At 67.2% G+C, this 15,967-nt stretch carries 20 protein-coding genes; 8 read left to right on the forward strand and 12 right to left on the reverse strand.

Annotated features, from left to right (window positions below; genetic code table 11):
- Positions 1-3 precede the first annotated feature (3 nt).
- From CLM74_RS01435 to CLM74_RS01465, 7 genes are all read right to left on the reverse strand, one after another.
- The gene (locus CLM74_RS01435) at positions 4-732 is read right to left on the reverse strand and encodes an HAD-IA family hydrolase (RefSeq protein ID WP_025878355.1); all 729 of its coding nucleotides are present in this window, start codon (positions 730-732) and stop codon (positions 4-6) included.
- Positions 733-794: 62 nt separating this feature from the next.
- Positions 795-1,265: a hypothetical protein gene (locus CLM74_RS01440; RefSeq protein WP_105163284.1), complete on the reverse strand. Its 471-nt coding sequence runs from the start codon at positions 1,263-1,265 to the stop codon at positions 795-797.
- Between the two features lie 97 nt (positions 1,266-1,362).
- Positions 1,363-2,469 (reverse strand): AI-2E family transporter, encoded by a 1,107-nt coding sequence (locus CLM74_RS01445; protein WP_105163285.1) that lies wholly within the window; start codon positions 2,467-2,469, stop codon positions 1,363-1,365.
- Positions 2,470-2,536: 67 nt separating this feature from the next.
- The gene (locus tag CLM74_RS01450; protein ID WP_025878357.1) at positions 2,537-2,974 is read right to left on the reverse strand and encodes a hypothetical protein; all 438 of its coding nucleotides are present in this window, start codon (positions 2,972-2,974) and stop codon (positions 2,537-2,539) included.
- Entirely contained in the window at positions 2,971-3,441 is a 471-nt protein-coding gene (locus CLM74_RS01455) for a phage holin family protein (RefSeq protein ID WP_025878358.1), read from the reverse strand. Before CLM74_RS01455 ends, CLM74_RS01450 begins: the two co-directional genes overlap by 4 nt.
- An 8-nt stretch (positions 3,442-3,449) precedes the next feature.
- Positions 3,450-3,812, reverse strand: coding sequence for a hypothetical protein (locus tag CLM74_RS01460; RefSeq protein WP_025878359.1), 363 nt, complete (start codon positions 3,810-3,812; stop codon positions 3,450-3,452).
- Positions 3,813-3,916: 104 nt separating this feature from the next.
- On the reverse strand, positions 3,917-5,350 hold the full coding sequence (locus tag CLM74_RS01465; protein ID WP_025878360.1) for a Do family serine endopeptidase: 1,434 nt from the start codon (positions 5,348-5,350) through the stop codon (positions 3,917-3,919).
- A gap of 489 nt (positions 5,351-5,839) precedes the next feature.
- Here CLM74_RS01465 and CLM74_RS01470 point away from each other — a divergent pair, with 489 nt between their 5' ends.
- Positions 5,840-6,754 carry a histone gene (locus CLM74_RS01470; protein WP_105163286.1) on the forward strand — a complete coding sequence of 305 codons (915 nt, stop codon included), beginning with the start codon at positions 5,840-5,842 and terminating at the stop codon, positions 6,752-6,754.
- Positions 6,755-6,891: 137 nt separating this feature from the next.
- Complete coding sequence (locus tag CLM74_RS01475) at positions 6,892-7,590, forward strand: hypothetical protein (RefSeq protein WP_105163287.1); 699 nt, start codon at positions 6,892-6,894, stop codon at positions 7,588-7,590.
- Positions 7,591-7,605: 15 nt separating this feature from the next.
- On the opposite strand, the gene CLM74_RS01480 is transcribed toward CLM74_RS01475, so the two are convergent.
- A complete protein-coding gene (locus CLM74_RS01480) occupies positions 7,606-7,965 on the reverse strand; it encodes a DUF1428 domain-containing protein (protein WP_025878363.1) in 360 nt (119 codons plus the stop codon).
- 278 nt (positions 7,966-8,243) lie between these two features.
- Between CLM74_RS01480 and CLM74_RS01485 the strand changes: the two genes are divergently transcribed.
- Positions 8,244-8,816: an Ax21 family protein gene (locus CLM74_RS01485; RefSeq protein ID WP_025878364.1), complete on the forward strand. Its 573-nt coding sequence runs from the start codon at positions 8,244-8,246 to the stop codon at positions 8,814-8,816.
- A 191-nt stretch (positions 8,817-9,007) separates the two neighbouring features.
- Positions 9,008-9,685: a response regulator transcription factor gene (locus CLM74_RS01490; protein WP_105163288.1), complete on the forward strand. Its 678-nt coding sequence runs from the start codon at positions 9,008-9,010 to the stop codon at positions 9,683-9,685.
- Positions 9,686-9,694: 9 nt separating this feature from the next.
- Here the strand turns inward: CLM74_RS01490 and CLM74_RS01495 are convergent, their stop codons facing one another.
- Positions 9,695-10,084, reverse strand: a complete 390-nt coding sequence (locus CLM74_RS01495; protein WP_025878366.1) for a DUF6165 family protein — start codon at positions 10,082-10,084, stop codon at positions 9,695-9,697.
- Positions 10,085-10,249: 165 nt separating this feature from the next.
- Between CLM74_RS01495 and CLM74_RS01500 the strand changes: the two genes are divergently transcribed.
- Entirely contained in the window at positions 10,250-10,954 is a 705-nt protein-coding gene (locus CLM74_RS01500; RefSeq protein ID WP_105164916.1) for a TorF family putative porin, read from the forward strand.
- Here the strand turns inward: CLM74_RS01500 and CLM74_RS01505 are convergent.
- Positions 10,951-12,144 (reverse strand): MFS transporter, encoded by a 1,194-nt coding sequence (locus tag CLM74_RS01505; protein ID WP_025878368.1) that lies wholly within the window; start codon positions 12,142-12,144, stop codon positions 10,951-10,953. The two genes, CLM74_RS01500 and CLM74_RS01505, sit on opposite strands and share 4 nt — an antisense overlap.
- Positions 12,145-12,243: 99 nt before the next feature.
- On the opposite strand from CLM74_RS01505, the gene CLM74_RS01510 reads away from it, so the two are divergent.
- Positions 12,244-13,131 (forward strand): LysR family transcriptional regulator, encoded by an 888-nt coding sequence (locus tag CLM74_RS01510; RefSeq protein WP_105163289.1) that lies wholly within the window; start codon positions 12,244-12,246, stop codon positions 13,129-13,131.
- Here the strand turns inward: CLM74_RS01510 and CLM74_RS01515 are convergent.
- On the reverse strand, positions 13,100-13,567 hold the full coding sequence (locus CLM74_RS01515) for a DUF1456 family protein (RefSeq protein ID WP_025878370.1): 468 nt from the start codon (positions 13,565-13,567) through the stop codon (positions 13,100-13,102). The genes CLM74_RS01510 and CLM74_RS01515 overlap by 32 nt on opposite strands.
- Before the next feature lie 85 nt (positions 13,568-13,652).
- Here CLM74_RS01515 and CLM74_RS01520 point away from each other — a divergent pair, with 85 nt between their 5' ends.
- Both CLM74_RS01520 and CLM74_RS01525 read left to right on the forward strand, forming a co-directional pair.
- Positions 13,653-14,147, forward strand: a complete 495-nt coding sequence (locus tag CLM74_RS01520; RefSeq protein WP_105163290.1) for a hypothetical protein — start codon at positions 13,653-13,655, stop codon at positions 14,145-14,147.
- Between the two features lie 88 nt (positions 14,148-14,235).
- Positions 14,236-14,988, forward strand: coding sequence for an SDR family NAD(P)-dependent oxidoreductase (locus CLM74_RS01525; protein WP_025878372.1), 753 nt, complete (start codon positions 14,236-14,238; stop codon positions 14,986-14,988).
- A gap of 85 nt (positions 14,989-15,073) precedes the next feature.
- On the opposite strand, the gene CLM74_RS01530 is transcribed toward CLM74_RS01525, so the two are convergent.
- Positions 15,074-15,967 carry an SPOR domain-containing protein gene (locus CLM74_RS01530; protein WP_105163291.1) on the reverse strand — a complete coding sequence of 298 codons (894 nt, stop codon included), beginning with the start codon at positions 15,965-15,967 and terminating at the stop codon, positions 15,074-15,076.

Genomic DNA, 15,967 nt, shown 5'->3' on the forward strand with positions numbered 1-15,967 from the left:
GCGTCAGGTACTCCGGGATGCGTCAGCGTCGGCGGCGTCGAGGTTGGCATCGAGCCAATCGGCCAGGCCGGTGAGGGTGTCGAACTGCAGGTCAGGCTGCAGCTGCGGATGGTTCCAGGTGGCCGCTTCGCGGTTGATCCAGCAGCCGCGCAGGCCGGCAGCCATCGCGCCGGCCACGTCCATCTCGACGTGGTCGCCCACGTGCAGCACCTGCGCCGGGGCGACGCCCAGGCGGTCGCAGGCAGCGTGGAAAATGCTCGCTTCCGGCTTGGCCGCGCCATGCTCGCGGGCGCCCAGCTGGAAGCTGAAGTGATGGGCCAGGCCGATCCGTTCCAGATCGGCGTTGCCGTTGCTCAACGCGGCCACCGGCACCCGCGCGGCGATACGCGCCAGTGCGTCGAGTGCATCGGGGTAGCACTCCACCTGGTTGCGCGCGGCGTAGAACACTTCATACGCCGGCTCCAGAAGATCCAGGCTGGCGCCACTGTTTTCCAGCGCCTCCTGGATCGTCAGCCGGCGCAGCGCGCTCAGGTCGAAATGCAGGTGTGGGTTGTCGCGGAACGAGCGCTCGCGCAGTTCGCGCATGGCCGCCACCGGATACATCGCGGCGGTGGCGGGGCTGTGTTCGCGCATCCAGTCGAACAGGACCTGGTCGATGCGGGCGCCGATCGGAGCGAACGGCCACAGCGTATCGTCGAGGTCGAGGGTGATGGCAAGGACAGGGAATTTCACCCCGCCATTCTACGCCTGCCCGCGCGGGCTTTCATGCGCGCGGCGGGCAGGCGCTGCCGCCGTCAGTGGCTGCGCAGGTCGTAGGAGCAGTACAGGACGGTCTGGCCATCGACGCGATCCACGCTCAGGTCATGCCTGCCCACTTCGCGCCGGTAGCCACCGGCCACCGGCGGCGGCATCTTCGCCAAGGCGGCGACCTTGCTGATTTCCGCGCTGCCGAAGTACGCCGTGTAACTGTCCACGCCATCCTCGCCGCTGGAGCCGTCGTAGGAGGTCACATGGGTCACCGGCAGGCCAAGCACCATCAGCGGCGAGGCCAGTGTGTAGCCGTCGTCGTACTCGTCCCTGGTCTTGGCCCCGGCGGGCATCAGCACCTTGGCCATGGCATCGAACTGTTCGGGCGTGAGATGGCGCTGGCAGGTGATGGCCTCCACCAGCTGGGTGCCGGCCACTTCCGCACTGGGTGGGGCCGCGGCGAAGGCGGGGGCGGCCAGGCAGGTCAGGGCGAGGCATCGACGCGCGAAAGAGAACATGGGGAGGGTTCCATCCTGGGAAAAAGCGGGCGCATATTCTGCCAGCCTTCGCCGTCCCACCGTTCCTCTCCCCGCACGCCCGTCGATGGAGCGCGCCTCACTCCAGCAGCCGCGCCCAGCCGTGCATGCCGTCCAGCCGCGCCAGCACCAGCTTGATGCAGACCAGCAGCGGCACCGCCAGCAGCAGGCCGATCATGCCCCAGGCCCAGCCGAACACCATCAGCGCCAGGATCAGCACCAGCGGTGACAGTTTCATCTGCCGGCCAAGCACGATCGGCGTCACCAGCTGCCCTTCCAGGGTATGCAGGGCCAGGTAGGCGGCCGCAGGCAGCAGTGCCTGAAGCGGGTCGCGGAACTCCACAAAGCCCATCAGCAGCATCAACGCGACGCCGAGCAGCGGGCCGATATAGGGCGCGAAATTCAGCAGCGCCGCCACGGTTCCCCACAGCAGCGCCTCCTGCAGGCCGATGCCCAGCAGCATCAGCACCCCGGCCAACAGCAGGCCGACCACCGTGTTGATCACGCTGATGGTCAATACGTAGCGCGACACCTCATGCTCGATCGAGCGCAGGATGTCACTGGTGAAACGCTGCTGCTGCCGGTTCGGGAACAGGGCGATCGCTGCACGCTGCAGGCTCTGGCCGTAGATCATGAAGAACAGCGTCAGCAGCACGACGGCCAGCACCGAGGCGGCCAGCCGCGGCGCACGGGTGAGCATCCGGTAGGGGTCGTCCAGCTGGGTGCGGATCACCTGCACCTTGCGGTTGCCGTCGCCGCCGGCCACGCGCGCGAAATTCTCTGCGGCCTGGTTGGCCTGCTGCACCGGCTTGGTCAGGTCCTGCACCTGGCGCGCAACCTTGCGCAGCTGCTGCGGTGCTTCCTGTGCCCAGTCCATCGCCGGGCCGATCAGCTGCACAGCCAACGCACCGGTCACGCCCAAGCCGGCGCCCAGCACCAGCAGGGCGCCGAGCGCGCGCGGAATCCATAGCTTCTGCAGCAGGCGCAGGATGGGGTTGCCGACCAGAGCGAAGAACATCGCCAGCAGGACCGGCAGGATGATGTCCTGCGCCGCCCACAGGGTGAACGCCACGGCCAGGGTCGCCAGGATCACCAGCGACATCGGGCCACGTGGGCGCGAGGGCGGCGGCAGGGGTGCGGACTCGTCCGGCGCAGGCGACGACGGGGACAACAGGGACTCGCTCATCGACGCACCGACCAGAAAGAGAAGCCCATTATCGGCCCGCCGCGATCAACGCGGCGGGTAAGGTTCGTCAACGTTCGGACATCTCGGTCGCCGCTTCGGCCGGACGGGGCTCACGCAGCTCGGGCTCGGCCACCGGGCGTGCTGCCGGTCGTGCTGCGGCGGCGGGGGGCGGCCCGGCCGCTTCATCCACCTGGTCGGCGGCATCGTCTGCGGTTTCCGCCGCCTGCGCCGCCACCACCGAAGCAAACGCGGCCTGGGCGCTGGCGAACAGGCTGGACACCGAACCGACCATCTGCAGCCAACGCGCTCCGTTGACCTTGCCCGGAACCTCCAGCTTGCCGGCGATGAACCCGCCGGCCAGACCCACCACCACGATGCGCAGTGGCGACCAGCCCTGTCGCCAGACCTGGCTGAGCACGTTCCAGTGGTCCTGGGTCTCGCCGAGGCGCACGGCCATCACCTGTTCGCAACGTTTCACACGCCGCTGCAGTGCACCGAACTTCATGGCTTGCCCTCCGGGATCTGCACGCCGGCATCGGGATCATCATCGGTGGGCTCATCGAACAGGCCCAACCGGGACAACTGACGCCGGGTGGCATGCATGCCGGTGTGGTGGAAGAAGTAGGAAACGCGCCAGATCGCATAGCCGGTGACGGCCAGGCTCAGCAGCGAGGTGATCAGCAGGGCCTGCAGCCAGCTCAGGCCGAAGCTCTGCAGGAGGGCGATGAGGGTGGCGGCCAGCAACAGCCAGGCCGACGCACCGAACACGATGGCGACGCCGGCCCAGGCCAATGCGCGGCCGAACGCGCTGCGCGCCAGCGCGAAGTCCGCCGACGCCAACCGGCGCAGCGAACGCAGTGAGTGCTTGGCCGAATCGGCAGTCGCCCGGCCGGCTGCGCCGACCTGGCGGATGCTTTCGTCCAACGGCGGCGTGGCCGCCGGATCAGGACGTTGCGTGGTGTCTTCGCTCACGCCGCAGCTTACTTGTCGCTGCCGCGGGCCAGCTTGGCGATGATCCAGCCGGTAGCGAAGGCCACGCCGAACGAGGCCAGCGGACGTTCGCGGATCAGCTCAGCAGCGCTGTCGATCAGGTCCTTGCCCTTGTCCATCAGCGCGTCGACCTGTTCCTTGGCGGCGGCACCACCGAACTCGGCAGCAGCCAGGCCCGACAGCGCGCTGTCGGAAAGTTCAGCCTTGACGTTGGCCTTGCCGATGCGCAGTTCATCGGTCGCGGCGCCGGTAGCGCCCTTGATCGCACCGCCGGCAGCGCTGGCGGCCTGCTTCAGGTGGGAACCGGCTTCACCCAGGTGGTCCTTCAGGTTCTCGGTATTGGTGGGGCTCATCGAATCACTCCTGTTGCGATGGGGGAACGGGCGATCGGCGCTTGGCCGACCTGGACGTACAGCAATAGCATCACGTGGGTATAGGGGGCGTTACGACCAGGCGATCAGCGCATCACCAACTGGCCCTGCTGCTGGCCATTGTTGCGCAACACGCGCAGCACCAGGGTGGGCGGGCGCTGCTGGAAATTGGCGCGCCAGCTGGCCAGGTCGGCGAACTCGCCCACCGTGGCGTCGGTGATGATGTCGCCCTGCTGCAGGCCATTGGTCGCGGCGCGGCTGCCGCGCTTGACCTCGCTGACCAGCACGCCGCCCACGCCAGACTGACGCAGCGACTCGGGCAGGTCGACGAAGCTGGCGCCGGTCAGGCGCGGGTCCAGGCTCTCGCCGCTGACCACGCGCGCCTGTTCCTTCAGCGTTGCCTTGATCTGCAGCGGCTTGCCTTCGCGGCGAACGTCCAGGGTCAGCACGCTGCCCACCGCCGCCAGGCCTTCCACGTTGTGCAGTGCTTCGGCACTGTCCACGCGCTGGCCGTTGGCCGATACCACCACGTCGCCCGGCTTCAGTCCTGCGGCGGCACCGGCCGAACCGGCCAGCACGCGGGTCACCAGGGCGCCGCGGGTTTCGCCCAGGCCCAGGCCCTGCGCGATCTGCGCGCTCAGGTTCTGGCTTTCGATGCCCAGCGTGCCGCGCACCACCACGCCATGCTTGACCAGCTGGTCGACCACGCTGCGGGCCAGGTTCGACGGAATCGCCAGGCCCAGGCCGATGTTGCCGGCCATGCTGCCCTGCGGGTTGAAGCTGGCGGTGTTGATGCCCACCAGCTGGCCCTGCAGGTTGACCAGTGCGCCACCGGAATTGCCGGGGTTGATCGATGCATCGGTCTGGATGAAGTTCTGGTAGCCCAGCCCGCGGATGCCACTGCGGCCCACCGCCGAGACGATGCCCGAGGTGACCGTCTGGCTGAAACCGAACGGATTGCCGATCGCGACCACGAAGTCGCCCACCCGCAACTGGTCGCTGTTGCCCAGCTTGATGTCGGTCAGGTTCTGCGCCGGAATGCGGATCAGCGCGATGTCGGTGTCGCGGTCCGAGCCGAGGAACTCGGCCTTCACCGTGCGCCCATCGGCCAGTGTCACCTGCACGTCATCAGCGTTGTCGATGACGTGGTGGTTGGTCAGCACCAGGCCTTCGGTGGCATCGATGATGACGCCCGAACCGAGTGACTCGTTGATCCGCTCCTGCGGGATGTCCGGGAACAGGCGGCGGAAGAACGGGTCGTTGAAGAACGGGTTGCGTACCCGCACCACCTGCTTGGTGTTGACGCTGACCACCGCCGGCATCGCCTTTTCCAGCATCGGTGCAAGCGAAGGCACCGCCTGCCCGGCGACCGCGGCCGGCAGCGCTGCGGAGGTGGGCAGTACCGCCGGCAGCGGAGCGGCATCGGCACGGTTGTCCAGGTGCGCATTGAGGCCGGTGGCAACGAAGCCGCCGAAGGCAGCGGCGATTGCGAGCGTAAGCAGGGTGGGAAGCGGTCGCATGGGAGTCGGTTCGCAGGCTGAGGTTGGGGCCGTTGACGCATACGGTAGAACAAGCTGAATGAGTGTGTCGCGATCTGGATAAATGCCCCATGAAAATCCGACCCTCGCCGCAGGCGCCGGAAAGCTGACGCGCGCACCACAACGCTGTTCGCGACAGCCGCGAGCGAGTGCCGCAAGGCACGCCGGCAGCGCCCTGATACACCGCGACACTTGCGCAGTTCCGCGCATCCCGACCTTGCGATGACGCTCAGTGCTGCGCGGATGTGTGGCTGCTGCCAGTGCCTGCATCGGCACGCCAGCAGCAGGCAGGCTGCGCAGCACACTGCTTAAAAAAAGGGATTTCCTGACTGCGGGGCACGTCCGCCGCCGTTATCGCTTACTCCAGTTGCGTCGCACCGGATGCGATTGGCCGGCCGTGCCCGTTCCACGATAGCCATTGTCGGTATAGCATCGCCCCGTTTTGACAATCCAGGCCCCTAGGAGGGCAACATGAGCAACGGTAATGGTGTGTCGGTCGTGACCGACGCCGTCGAGAACGTGAAAGAAACCGCCACCAACGTCGGCGAGACCATCGCCCACGCCGCCGAAGACGCAGTGAAGTCGGTCAAGAAGACCGTCAAGCGCGCCCGCAAGGCTGCCACCACCCGCGTCGCCAAGGCCAAGAAGGTCGTGGCCAAGGTCGAGAAGACCGTTGCCAAGAAGGCCGAGAAGGCTGCCAAGTCGGTCGGCAAGACCGTTGCCAACGCCAAGAAGAAGCTGGAAGCGGCCAAGAAGAACGCCAAGGCCGAAGCGGCTGCCCTGAAGAAGGAAGTGGCCAAGAAGAAGGCGGCTGCCGGCAAGACCGTGACCAAGAAGGCTGCTGCTGCCAAGAAGACCACCAAGGCTGCCGGCAAGAAGGTCGCTACCGTGAAGAAGGCCGCCACCAAGAAGGTTGCGACCGCCAAGAAGGCTGTGGCCAAGAAGACCGCTGCTGCCAAGAAGGTTGTCGGCAAGAAGGTCGCTACCGCCAAGAAGGCTGTGGCCAAGAAGACCGTGGCCGCCAAGAAGGTCGTCGGCAAGAAGGTCGCTACCGCCAAGAAGGCTGCGGCCAAGAAGACCGTCGCTGCCAAGAAGGTCGTCGGCAAGAAGACTGTCGCTGCCAAGAAGGTCGTCGGCAAGAAGACCGTCGCTGCCAAGAAGGTCGTCGGCAAGAAGACCGTCGCTGCCAAGAAGGTCGTCGGCAAGAAGACCGCCACTGCCAAGAAGGTTGTCGGCAAGAAGACCGCTGCTGCCAAGAAGGTTGTCGGCAAGAAGGTCGCTGCTACCCGCAAGACGGTCGCCAAGAAGGCTGCACCGCTGAAGAAGGCCGTGGCCAAGAAGGCTCCGGCCAAGAAGGCCGTGCGCAAGGCTGCCAAGCGCAAGTAATCGCGCGTGGTTCGAAGGCCCTTCCGCTCATCGGGCGGGAGGGCCTTCTGCGTTTTCGGGGGGGCTGATCGTTGCCTGACGTGGATCTGCGGCAGCAGCCTGGGGCAAGATGAAGGTCTTCCGCAGGAGCCCTGACCATGCGCGGCATCGATTTCAGTTCCTGGCAGGGCGTGCTGTCCACCCTGGCGGGGTTGGTCCTGATCACCCTGCTCGGCGTGGGCATCCGCCTGCTGGTGATGCAGACCCTGCAGCAGCGCCGCGAACGAGAGAACCGGCAGATCAATGAGCGGCTGCGTACCTTGATGGCGGCCTACAAGACGCTGGGCGGCTCCTTCACCGGTGAGCTGGGGGTCGATCCAACCCACCTGCGCGACCTGCGCCAGCGGGCCCACGAAGAAGGCATCGCCGAGCCGGGCTCGGATCGGGCCCGGCGCATCCGCGATGCGGTCGAAGCGGCCTTGTCGGACATCCTGCTGCTGGGCACCGACGAGCAGGTACGGCTGGCCGCGCGCGCTGCCAGTGAACTGGCACAGGGGCGTGCGGTGCACACACACGAACTGGTGATCTCGCTGCGCGACTTCGTCCGCGAGGCGCTGGACCTTGCGCCGGTACCGGCCGACCTGGAGATCCCGCGCCAGAGGCCTACCCGCCCTGCGGGCAGCGCTGGCGGAAGTGGCAAGGGCCGCAACGAGGGCGAAGCCAAGGGCGGTCGCACCGGTGGAGGTGGCGGCGGTGGCGGCGGCATGGGTGCCGGAATGGGCGGGCTGGGTGTGGGTGCCGGTGCTGCGCTGGGTGCCGGCCACGCGGCGGGTGAGGATGAAGCGGGCGCCCGCTGAGGACGCCCGCCCGGGTCAGCGCTTGAGTTCGAAGATCGGCTCGAATCCGCCGTAGATCATCCGTGCACCGTCGAACGGCATGGGATTCTTCGACGGGTCCAACCGCGGGTCTTCCATCATTTTCTGCATGCCTGCATCGCGGGTGGCCTTGTCCGGCCACTCGATCCAGGAAAACACCACGGTCTCCTCCGCCGTGGCTTTCACCGCGCCGAAGAAGTCGGTGGTCTTGCCGTGCGGCACGTCATCGCCCCAGCACTCGACCACGCGCAGCGCGCCGTGTTCGAGGAACACCACGTCGCCGCTGCGCGCGTGGGCGAGGAACTTCTCCTTGTTGGCGGTCGGCACCGCCAGGACGAAACCATCGATGTAGCTCATCGCTTGCCTCCGGAATGGACCGTGCCAGGTGCACGGCCTTCATTGAGTCGACGCTTCAGGGCGCGGCAAATCGACATCGATTGCCGCGCCATTGAATCGAAGCGCGTGCGCGTACCGCGCGCGTATGCCTGAGCCTTGCTGAATCAATGCAAAAAATTCAGCAATGCGAAGACCGCTGTTTTCAGGGAGCGTTGTGGCGAATAACGGAGAATTTACATTCCCGATGCGATGGCGCCCTGGCGCTGCTGCACACCATAAGAAAGTAAAGGTGTACCCCCATGAAGAATTCGCTGATTGCTCTGGCTCTGGCCGCTGCCCTGCCGTTCACCGCTTCGGCCGCCGAGAACCTGTCCTACAACTACGCCGAGGCTGACTACGCCAAGACCGACGTTGACGGCATCAAGGCTGATGGCTGGGGCGTGAAGGGTTCCTACGGCTTCCTGCCGAACTTCCACGCTTTCGGCGAGTACAGCCGTCAGGAAGTCGACCACACCAACATCAAGGTTGACCAGTGGAAGGTCGGTGCCGGCTACAACGTCGAAATCGCTCCGTCGACCGACTTCGTTGCCCGCGTCGCCTACCAGAAGTTCGACCAGAAGCACGGCCTGGATTTCAACGGCTACAGCGCTGAAGCCGGTATCCGTACCGCGTTCGGTGCCCACGCTGAGGTCTACGGCCTGGTCGGTTACGAAGACTATTCGAAGAAGCACGGCGTCGACATCGACAGCCAGTGGTACGGCCGTCTGGGTGGTCAGGTCAAGCTGAACCAGAACTGGGGCCTGAACGGCGAGCTGAAGATGAACCGCCACGGCGACAAGGAATACACCGTCGGCCCGCGCTTCAGCTGGTAATTGCATCTACGACGCGCCCGCGCGCTGTTCGTGCTGAAACAGGCCCGGCATTGCCGGGCCTGTTGCGTTGTGGGGAATCAGAACAGAGTCTGACTGCGATGCGCGGCGTCATGTTGCATTGCAATGAATTGGATTCCGCCACCGCCAGTGGCGCCCTACGGTGGATATCCCGTGCTGCCGGATACACCGCGATGCCGCCCGTACTCCCACCGCTGCTCCCCGACCGGCCGCGCCGTCTGGCGCTGCTGGATCCGCATCCGGTGCTGCGGCTGGGGGTGGAAGTGCTGCTGCACCAGCACAGCGGCGTGCACGTGCGCGGCAGCTACGCCAACGAAGATGACCTGATGGAACTGCTGCAACGCGAACCCGGCTGCGTTGACCTGCTGGTGATCGATGCGCTGCCGCTGGGGGATCTTGGCGACGGGTTGCAGCTGCTGCGCGGATTGTCCCGGCGCTGGCCCAGCCTGCCGATACTGGTGCTGTCGGCGCACTGCAATGCCAGCACCGTGGCCACGACGATGCAGGCCGGCGCACGCGGCTTCCTGTCCAAGGCGACCACGCCGGAAATGCTGCTGCGCGCGGTGGACGTGGTGGCCCGCGGTGGGCGGTTCGTGCCCCCGGAGCTGCGCACGCAGCTGAATCGATCGCGCGCGCGGCGCATGTCGGCGCCCAGCCTGACGCCACTGAGCCGGCGTGAACGCGAAGTGCTGCGGCTGGTGCTGCAGGGGTGCAGCACCGGCGAAGTGGCCCGGCGCTTCCAGCGCTCGGCCAGCACGATCAGCACGCAGAAGAAAGCGGCCTACCAGAAGCTCGGCATCCGCAGCGATGTCGAACTGTTCCGCATCCGCCACCTGCTGGAGTGTGGCTGACGGGCGCGCTTACTCGCCCTGGTACTGCTTTTCCTCGACCAGCGCCGAACCGGCAACACGGTTGATCTCGTTCTTCACCTGCACGCGTTCGCCGTTGGTGCCGTACACGCCGCGCGCCAGCTGGATGAACGCCTCGTCGAATACCTGCGCCGCTTCCTTGTCGCGCAGCTGGTCCTGGATCTCCCACATGCGCTCGTTGATGGCCTTCAACTGCGTCTTCAGCGCGGCCAGTGCCGGCTGCGCGTCAAGCTGCTGCTGCAGCAGCGGCAGCAGGCCGTCAAGCTCGGTGCGCACGTTGGCCAGCTTGGTCGCATCGTCGATGCGCTCGGCCTTGATCTCGAGAATGGTGATCTTGTCGATCAGCTCGCCGATCGATACCGGGGTCAGGATGGCGTCCACGTGGTTGGTTCCTGGAAATAGGCCCGCATGATACCGCGCCCACCGCAGCGCGGATTTACGCTGAATTTGCGCTGGCACGGCAGCATCGCCATCGAACCGTTACGGCCCTGCCATCGACACTGCCGTCCCGGCGGACAGACCGCCTTCGACGAGGAAGTGAGTGCAGTGAAGAGCAAGGGGATGATCGTGGCCAGCGCGGCCGCACTGGCGGGGCTGCTGTGCGCCGGCAGCGTGCAGGCGCAGGTGCAGGTGCAGGTGAGTGGCACGGCGGCATTGACCAGCGACTATGTCTGGCGCGGCAGTTCACAGAGCGAGGGCGATCCGGCCGCGCAGGTGGGGGCAAAGGTGACGGCGGGTTCGGGCTGGTATGCCAGCGCATGGGGCTCGAATGTCTCGTTCACGCCGGACAGCGGGGCACGCAGCGAGTTCGATCTCGTCGCCGGCTGGTCCGGCGCGCTGTCGCCGGACTGGAGCCTGGATGCGAACCTCACCCGGTATGTCTATCCGGGCACTGGCCGCGCACTGGACTGGACCGAACTCAATGTCACCACCACCTGGAAGCAACGCGCCTGGCTGCAGGTTGCCCACTCCAACGATGCCCTGGCCGGCGGCCATCGCGGCACCTACGCACAGCTGGGCGTGCGGGTGCCGTTGAACGAGCGCGTGCGGTTGGAAGCGGCGGTGGGGCAGTACTGGCTGGCCACCGCGCAGGGGCCGGACTACCTGCATGGCCAGCTCAGTGCCATTGCCACGTTGACGCCGGCCTGGGAACTGCGCGCCACCGTGCATGACACCGACAGCGCCGCCAAGCGTCTGTTCCCGGGCAATGCCGGTGGACGCTGGGAACTGGCGCTGCAGGGCAGCTTCTAGTCGGCCGACGCGGCCTGGCGTGCGCGCCAGGCACTGGGCAGCCACACCAGCAGGGCCAGTACCGCCACCGCGGTACCGGCCACGCATACGCCGGTCCAGCCGAAACGCTGGTAGACCTGTGCCGACAGCAGCGAGCCCAGCGAACCCCCGATGAAATAGCCGGTCATGTAACCGGCATTGAGGCGGTTGCGTGCCTCCGGCTGCAGTGCGTAGATCAGGTTCTGGTTGCTGACATGCAGCAGCTGCGCGGCCAGGTCCAGCACCACCACGCCGACCAGCAGCGCCAGCAGCGAATGCGCCGACAGCCCCAGAGGCAGCCAGGACAGCAGCAACAGCACCAGCGCAATGGCCGTGGCCCGGCCGGTCTGGCCACGATCCGACATGCGCCCGGCAAGGCCGGCAGCCAGCGTACCGGCGGCACCGACCAGCCCGAACAGGCCGATGGTGGCGTCGCTGTAGGCATACGGCGGCTGCGCCAGCAGGAAGGCCAGTGGCGTCCAGAAGATCGCGAACATCGCAAAGCTGCACGCGCCGAGCAGCGTGCGCTGGCGCAGCACCGGCTCCTGCACGAACAGCGTGCCGATCGAGCGCAGCAGCGCGAAGTAGCTCAGCCCGGCGCTGTGGTGGAAACGCGGCAGGCCGCGCTGCAGGGCCAGCGCGGTCAGCACCAGCGTACCTGCAGCGATCGCATAGACCAGGCGCCAGTCGCCCAGGCTCGACAGCAGCCCGGCCACGGTGCGTGCCAGCAGGATGCCCAGCAGCAGCCCGCTCATCAGCGTGCCGACCACGCGGCCGCGATGCTCCGGTGCGGCCAGGGTGGCGGCGAACGGCACCAGCACCTGCGCCACCACCGAGAACAACCCGGTGATCGCGGTACCGGCCAGCAGCCATGGCAACGACGGCGCGCACGCGCTGATCACCAGCCCGCTGGCCGACAGCAACGTCATCACCACGATCAGCCGGCGGCGCTCGAACAGATCACCCAACGGCACCAGCAGGATCAGGCCAGCGGCGTAGCTCAACTGCGCAGCGGTCACCACCATGCCGACCTGGCCGAAAGGCACGCCGAAGGCATCGGCGATGGTATGCAGCAATGGCTGCGCGTAGTAATTGCTGGCCACCGCGACGCCGGTGGCGACCGACATCAACAGGATCTGCCAGCGCTGCAGGGGAGGAAGGGAAGGAGACACGCGATGTTCCGTGAAGCAGGGCAGCACAGTGTCTGCCTGCTGCGATCATGATGGAAATGAATCATCATCATCGCCGTCATCTGGAATTGAGATACGGGTGTGAACCTGAAGCAGCTCGAGTTCGCCGTGGCCCTGGCTGAAGAGGGCAACTTCACCCGTGCGGCCGCGCGCTGCCACGTCGTGCAGTCGGCCCTGAGCCATCAGATTGCCCATCTGGAGCAGGAGCTGGGCACGATGTTGTTCGAGCGGCTGCCGCGCCAGGTGCGCGCCACCGCGGCGGGGGAGGCGTTGCTGGTGCACGCCCGGCAGGTGCTGGCCAGCCTGCGCCGCCTGCGTGCCGACGTCGCTGCCGTCAGTGGTGACGTGCGCGGGCTGCTGGCGATCGGGCAGATCTCGTCGCTGACCGGCGTCGACGTGGTGGCCATGCTGGCTGCCTTCCAGCAGCAGCACCCGCAGGTGGAGTTCCAGTTGCGGGTGGACAAGAGCGAGACCCTGCTGCAGCAGGTGCAGTCGCGCGCACTGGACGTGGCGCTGGTGGGGCTGGCGCCGTCGGCCCATCTCGAGGGCGTCTGCCACCAGATGCTGCAGGAAGAGGCTCTGGTGGCCGTGCTGGCGCCGCAGCATCGGCTGGCCACGCGCCAGCGGTTGCCGTTGGCGGCGCTGCAGGATGAGGCCCTGGTCGATTTCCCGCGGGGGACCGGCGCGCGCCGGCAGACCGATGATGCGTTCGCCGCAGCGGGCCTGCCGCATCAGGTGCGTTTCGAGGTCAACCTGATGGAACTGGTCGAGCGCTTCGTCCGCCACGGCCTGGCGGTGGGCATCGTGCCGGTGCGGATCGCCGACGGTTTCGAAGGGGTGGTGCAGGTGCCGCTGCAACCGACCCCGACCCGGCGCGTACATCTGGTCTGGCAGCGCCTGCCAACGCCGGCCGCACGCGCCTTCGTCGACGCCGTGCTCAGCTGCGCAGGCGCAGGCTCAGGCCCTTGAGGAAGTTGCGCAGCATCTGGTCCAGGCAGCGCCGGTAGTTCTTGTGGCCGGGCTGGCGGAACAGCGCGCCGAGTTCGGATTTGGAGACGTTGAAGCCGATGCTGGTGAAGATCTCCATCATGTCGACATCGCGCAGCTGGAAGGCCACGCGCAGCTTCTTCAACACCAGGTTGTTGTCGATGCGGGTTTCCACCGCGCGCGGCGCCTGGCCCTCATCGTGACCGCGCAGGTGCAGGATCAGGCCATCGAGGAAGTGCGCCAGCGCACTGTCGCTCATCGGCTGGAAACCCGGCTCGTCTTCACGCAGCAGCCAGGCCTTGGCCTGGTCGACATCCACTTCGAACGCCGGATCGGCCATCTGGCACAGGGTCACCACGTGGTGGTCGCCGAGGTCCAGGGAATAGCGCACGCTGCGCAGTACATCATTATTGATCATGGCCCATTGTACCGGCCCTGCGGCTGTAACCGGACTGTCACCGGATTGCAGCATCGTGAGCGCTGTTCTGCAGAGACCCTCTCCAATGCGCCGGTACCTCCTTTCCGTTCTGCTGGCCGCCAGCAGCTTCGCCGCCACCGCCCAGGACCGTTTCGTGCCCGTGGAGCAGCGTCTCAGCGCGGCCCAGCTGGCCGAAGTGGGCCTGGACGCGACCCAGCTGCAGACCCTGAACCGCGTGCTGCGCGAGGCCGAGGCATCTACGCCCGTACCCGCGCGGGCGGCGGTTGCGGCCAACACCGGCGCGCCGGTGCCGGCCAACGTTCCCGCCCCGGCGGCGATGCACCTGGGCCTGGAAGAGGGGCCAGTCAGCGCCCGCGTGGTCGGCGACGTCGCGGGTTGGCAGCCGGGCTCGGTGTTCACCCTCGACAACGGTCAGCAGTGGCAGGTGATGAAGGGCCAGATGAAGCTGCGCAAGACCCTGCAGGCACCGCAGATCGAGGTGATTCCGGGCATTGCCGGGCGCTGGTTCCTGCAGGTCGACGAAGATCTGCCGAAGGCACGCGTGTTCCGCCTGCGCTGACCGCGCGCACCGCAGCGGGCCGATCAGGCAACGCAGCCGTGGGCCGACGGTGCCAGAATGGCGGTCTGGTTTCCCACGGAGTTGTCTGATGACCCGAACCGTCCTGATTACCGGCGCCACGTCCGGCTTCGGCGCCGCTGCCGTACACCGCTTCGCCCAGGCGGGCTGGAAAGTGATCGCCACCGGCCGTCGCAGCGAACGCCTGCAGCCGCTGGTCGAGCGCTACGGTAAGGAGGTGGTGCACGCGGCCGTGTTCGACGTGCGTGATCCGGTCGCGATGGAAGCGGCACTGCTGGCGCTGCCGCCGGCCTTCGGTGACATCGATCTGCTGGTCAACAATGCCGGTCTGGCCCAGGGCACCGCGCCGGCGCAGAGCGCCAGCCTGAAGGACTGGACGACGATGATCGACACCAACATCACCGCGCTGGTCACCCTGACCCATCGCCTGTTGCCGCAGCTGGTGGAGCGCAAGGGCGCCATCATCAACATTTCGTCGGTGGCCGGTGTCTATCCGTATCCGGGCGGCAACGCCTATGGCGGCACCAAGGCGTTCGTCAGCCAGTTCTCGCTGGGCCTGCGTTCGGACCTGCACGGTACCGGTGTACGCGTGACCACCATCGAACCGGGCATGGCCGAAACCGAGTTCACCGTGGTCCGCACCCATGGCGACCAGGTTGCGTCGGACAAGCTGTACACCGGCGCCAACCCGATGACCGCCGAAGACATCGCCGAGCAGATCTTCTGGGTGGCGAGCCTGCCCCCGCACCTGAACATCAATCGCCTGGAACTGATGCCGGTCAGCCAGTCGTTCGCCGGTTTCCAGGTTGCCCGCGAGAGCTGATCCGCTGTCTGCAGCGTCGAGCCCGGCGCTGCACGGGCAAAAAAAAGCCGGGCAATGCCCGGCTTTTTTCATTATGCCCGCACGCTTACTGCGCCTTGATCGCCATCGCCTGCAGGCCGGTGCCATCCAGCTTCTGCTTGGCTTCGGAAAGCTCACCGGCGGTGCCATAGGGCCCCATGCGTACGCGGTACACGGTCTTGCCGTTGATCTGCGCCGACTCCACGCGTGCGGCCAGGCCCATCATCGCCAGCTTGGCCTTGGTCGCTTCGGCATCGCCGGACGCGCCGAACGCACCGGCCTGCAGGATGTAGCGGGCGTTGTCGGCCGGTGCCGGGGCTGCTGCAGTGCTGGCGGCGGCCGGCGCGGTTTCGCTGCGTACCGCAGGAGCGGCGGCAACGGTGCTGGTGCTGGCCGGCGCGGTGGTGGCCGCTGGCGCGGCGGTCGTCGGGCGTTCACTCACCGGCGTCGGCAGCGGACGGCTGGTGGCGGTCACCGGCGCGGTGCTGGCAACGCTCGCCGTCGCCGCAGGGGCTGCGGCCGCAACCGCCGCCGGCACGGGCTTGCCTTCCAGTGCGGCCTGCGCGCGCTGCGCTTCGGCCTTGCTCCGGCGCTGTTCCTCGGCGCGCGCGCTGGCGGCCAGTTCGGCGTCGGACATCTCCACTTCCTTGCCAGGCAGCAGGGTGTAGAAGTCGTACTGGGTGGCGGCCGGCTTTTCCGGCTCAGCGGGTTTCGGCGTGGCCGGCTGTGCGGCCGGCTGGGTGCCGACATCGCCTTCGCCATCGGCCACCGGCGCCGGCTGCGCGTTCGGGTTCGGCTGCGGACCGGCGCGCAGGAAGCCATCGCCCTCGCCCTTGAACAGGTTCGGCGCCGCCAGGAACACCACGGCGGCGATCGCCACGCCGGCAACCAGCCACACCCATCCGGGCGTGCCTTGGCTGCTGTTGCGCCGAGCCTGTGTCTTGCCGCGTCGTGCTGCCAT

Origin of the sequence: Stenotrophomonas sp. MYb57, assembly GCF_002966815.1 — a bacterium.
GTDB lineage: Bacteria > Pseudomonadota > Gammaproteobacteria > Xanthomonadales > Xanthomonadaceae > Stenotrophomonas > Stenotrophomonas indicatrix.

Excerpts from the sequence above, each read along its gene's own strand:
- CLM74_RS01440 (WP_105163284.1), bottom strand. The coding sequence starts at position 1,265 with ATGTTCTCTTTCGCGCGTCGATGCCTCGCCCTGACCTGCCTGGCCGCC.
- CLM74_RS01445 (WP_105163285.1), bottom strand. The coding sequence starts at position 2,469 with ATGAGCGAGTCCCTGTTGTCCCCGTCGTCGCCTGCGCCGGACGAGTCC.
- CLM74_RS01450 (WP_025878357.1), bottom strand. The coding sequence starts at position 2,974 with ATGAAGTTCGGTGCACTGCAGCGGCGTGTGAAACGTTGCGAACAGGTG.
- CLM74_RS01460 (WP_025878359.1), bottom strand. The coding sequence starts at position 3,812 with ATGAGCCCCACCAATACCGAGAACCTGAAGGACCACCTGGGTGAAGCC.
- CLM74_RS01465 (WP_025878360.1), bottom strand. The coding sequence starts at position 5,350 with ATGCGACCGCTTCCCACCCTGCTTACGCTCGCAATCGCCGCTGCCTTC.
- CLM74_RS01470 (WP_105163286.1), top strand. The coding sequence starts at position 5,840 with ATGAGCAACGGTAATGGTGTGTCGGTCGTGACCGACGCCGTCGAGAAC.
- CLM74_RS01475 (WP_105163287.1), top strand. The coding sequence starts at position 6,892 with ATGCGCGGCATCGATTTCAGTTCCTGGCAGGGCGTGCTGTCCACCCTG.
- CLM74_RS01480 (WP_025878363.1), bottom strand. The coding sequence starts at position 7,965 with ATGAGCTACATCGATGGTTTCGTCCTGGCGGTGCCGACCGCCAACAAG.
- CLM74_RS01485 (WP_025878364.1), top strand. The coding sequence starts at position 8,244 with ATGAAGAATTCGCTGATTGCTCTGGCTCTGGCCGCTGCCCTGCCGTTC.
- CLM74_RS01490 (WP_105163288.1), top strand. The coding sequence starts at position 9,008 with ATGCCGCCCGTACTCCCACCGCTGCTCCCCGACCGGCCGCGCCGTCTG.
- CLM74_RS01515 (WP_025878370.1), bottom strand. The coding sequence starts at position 13,567 with ATGATCAATAATGATGTACTGCGCAGCGTGCGCTATTCCCTGGACCTC.
- CLM74_RS01520 (WP_105163290.1), top strand. The coding sequence starts at position 13,653 with ATGCGCCGGTACCTCCTTTCCGTTCTGCTGGCCGCCAGCAGCTTCGCC.
- CLM74_RS01525 (WP_025878372.1), top strand. The coding sequence starts at position 14,236 with ATGACCCGAACCGTCCTGATTACCGGCGCCACGTCCGGCTTCGGCGCC.
- CLM74_RS01530 (WP_105163291.1), bottom strand. The coding sequence starts at position 15,967 with ATGGCAGCACGACGCGGCAAGACACAGGCTCGGCGCAACAGCAGCCAA.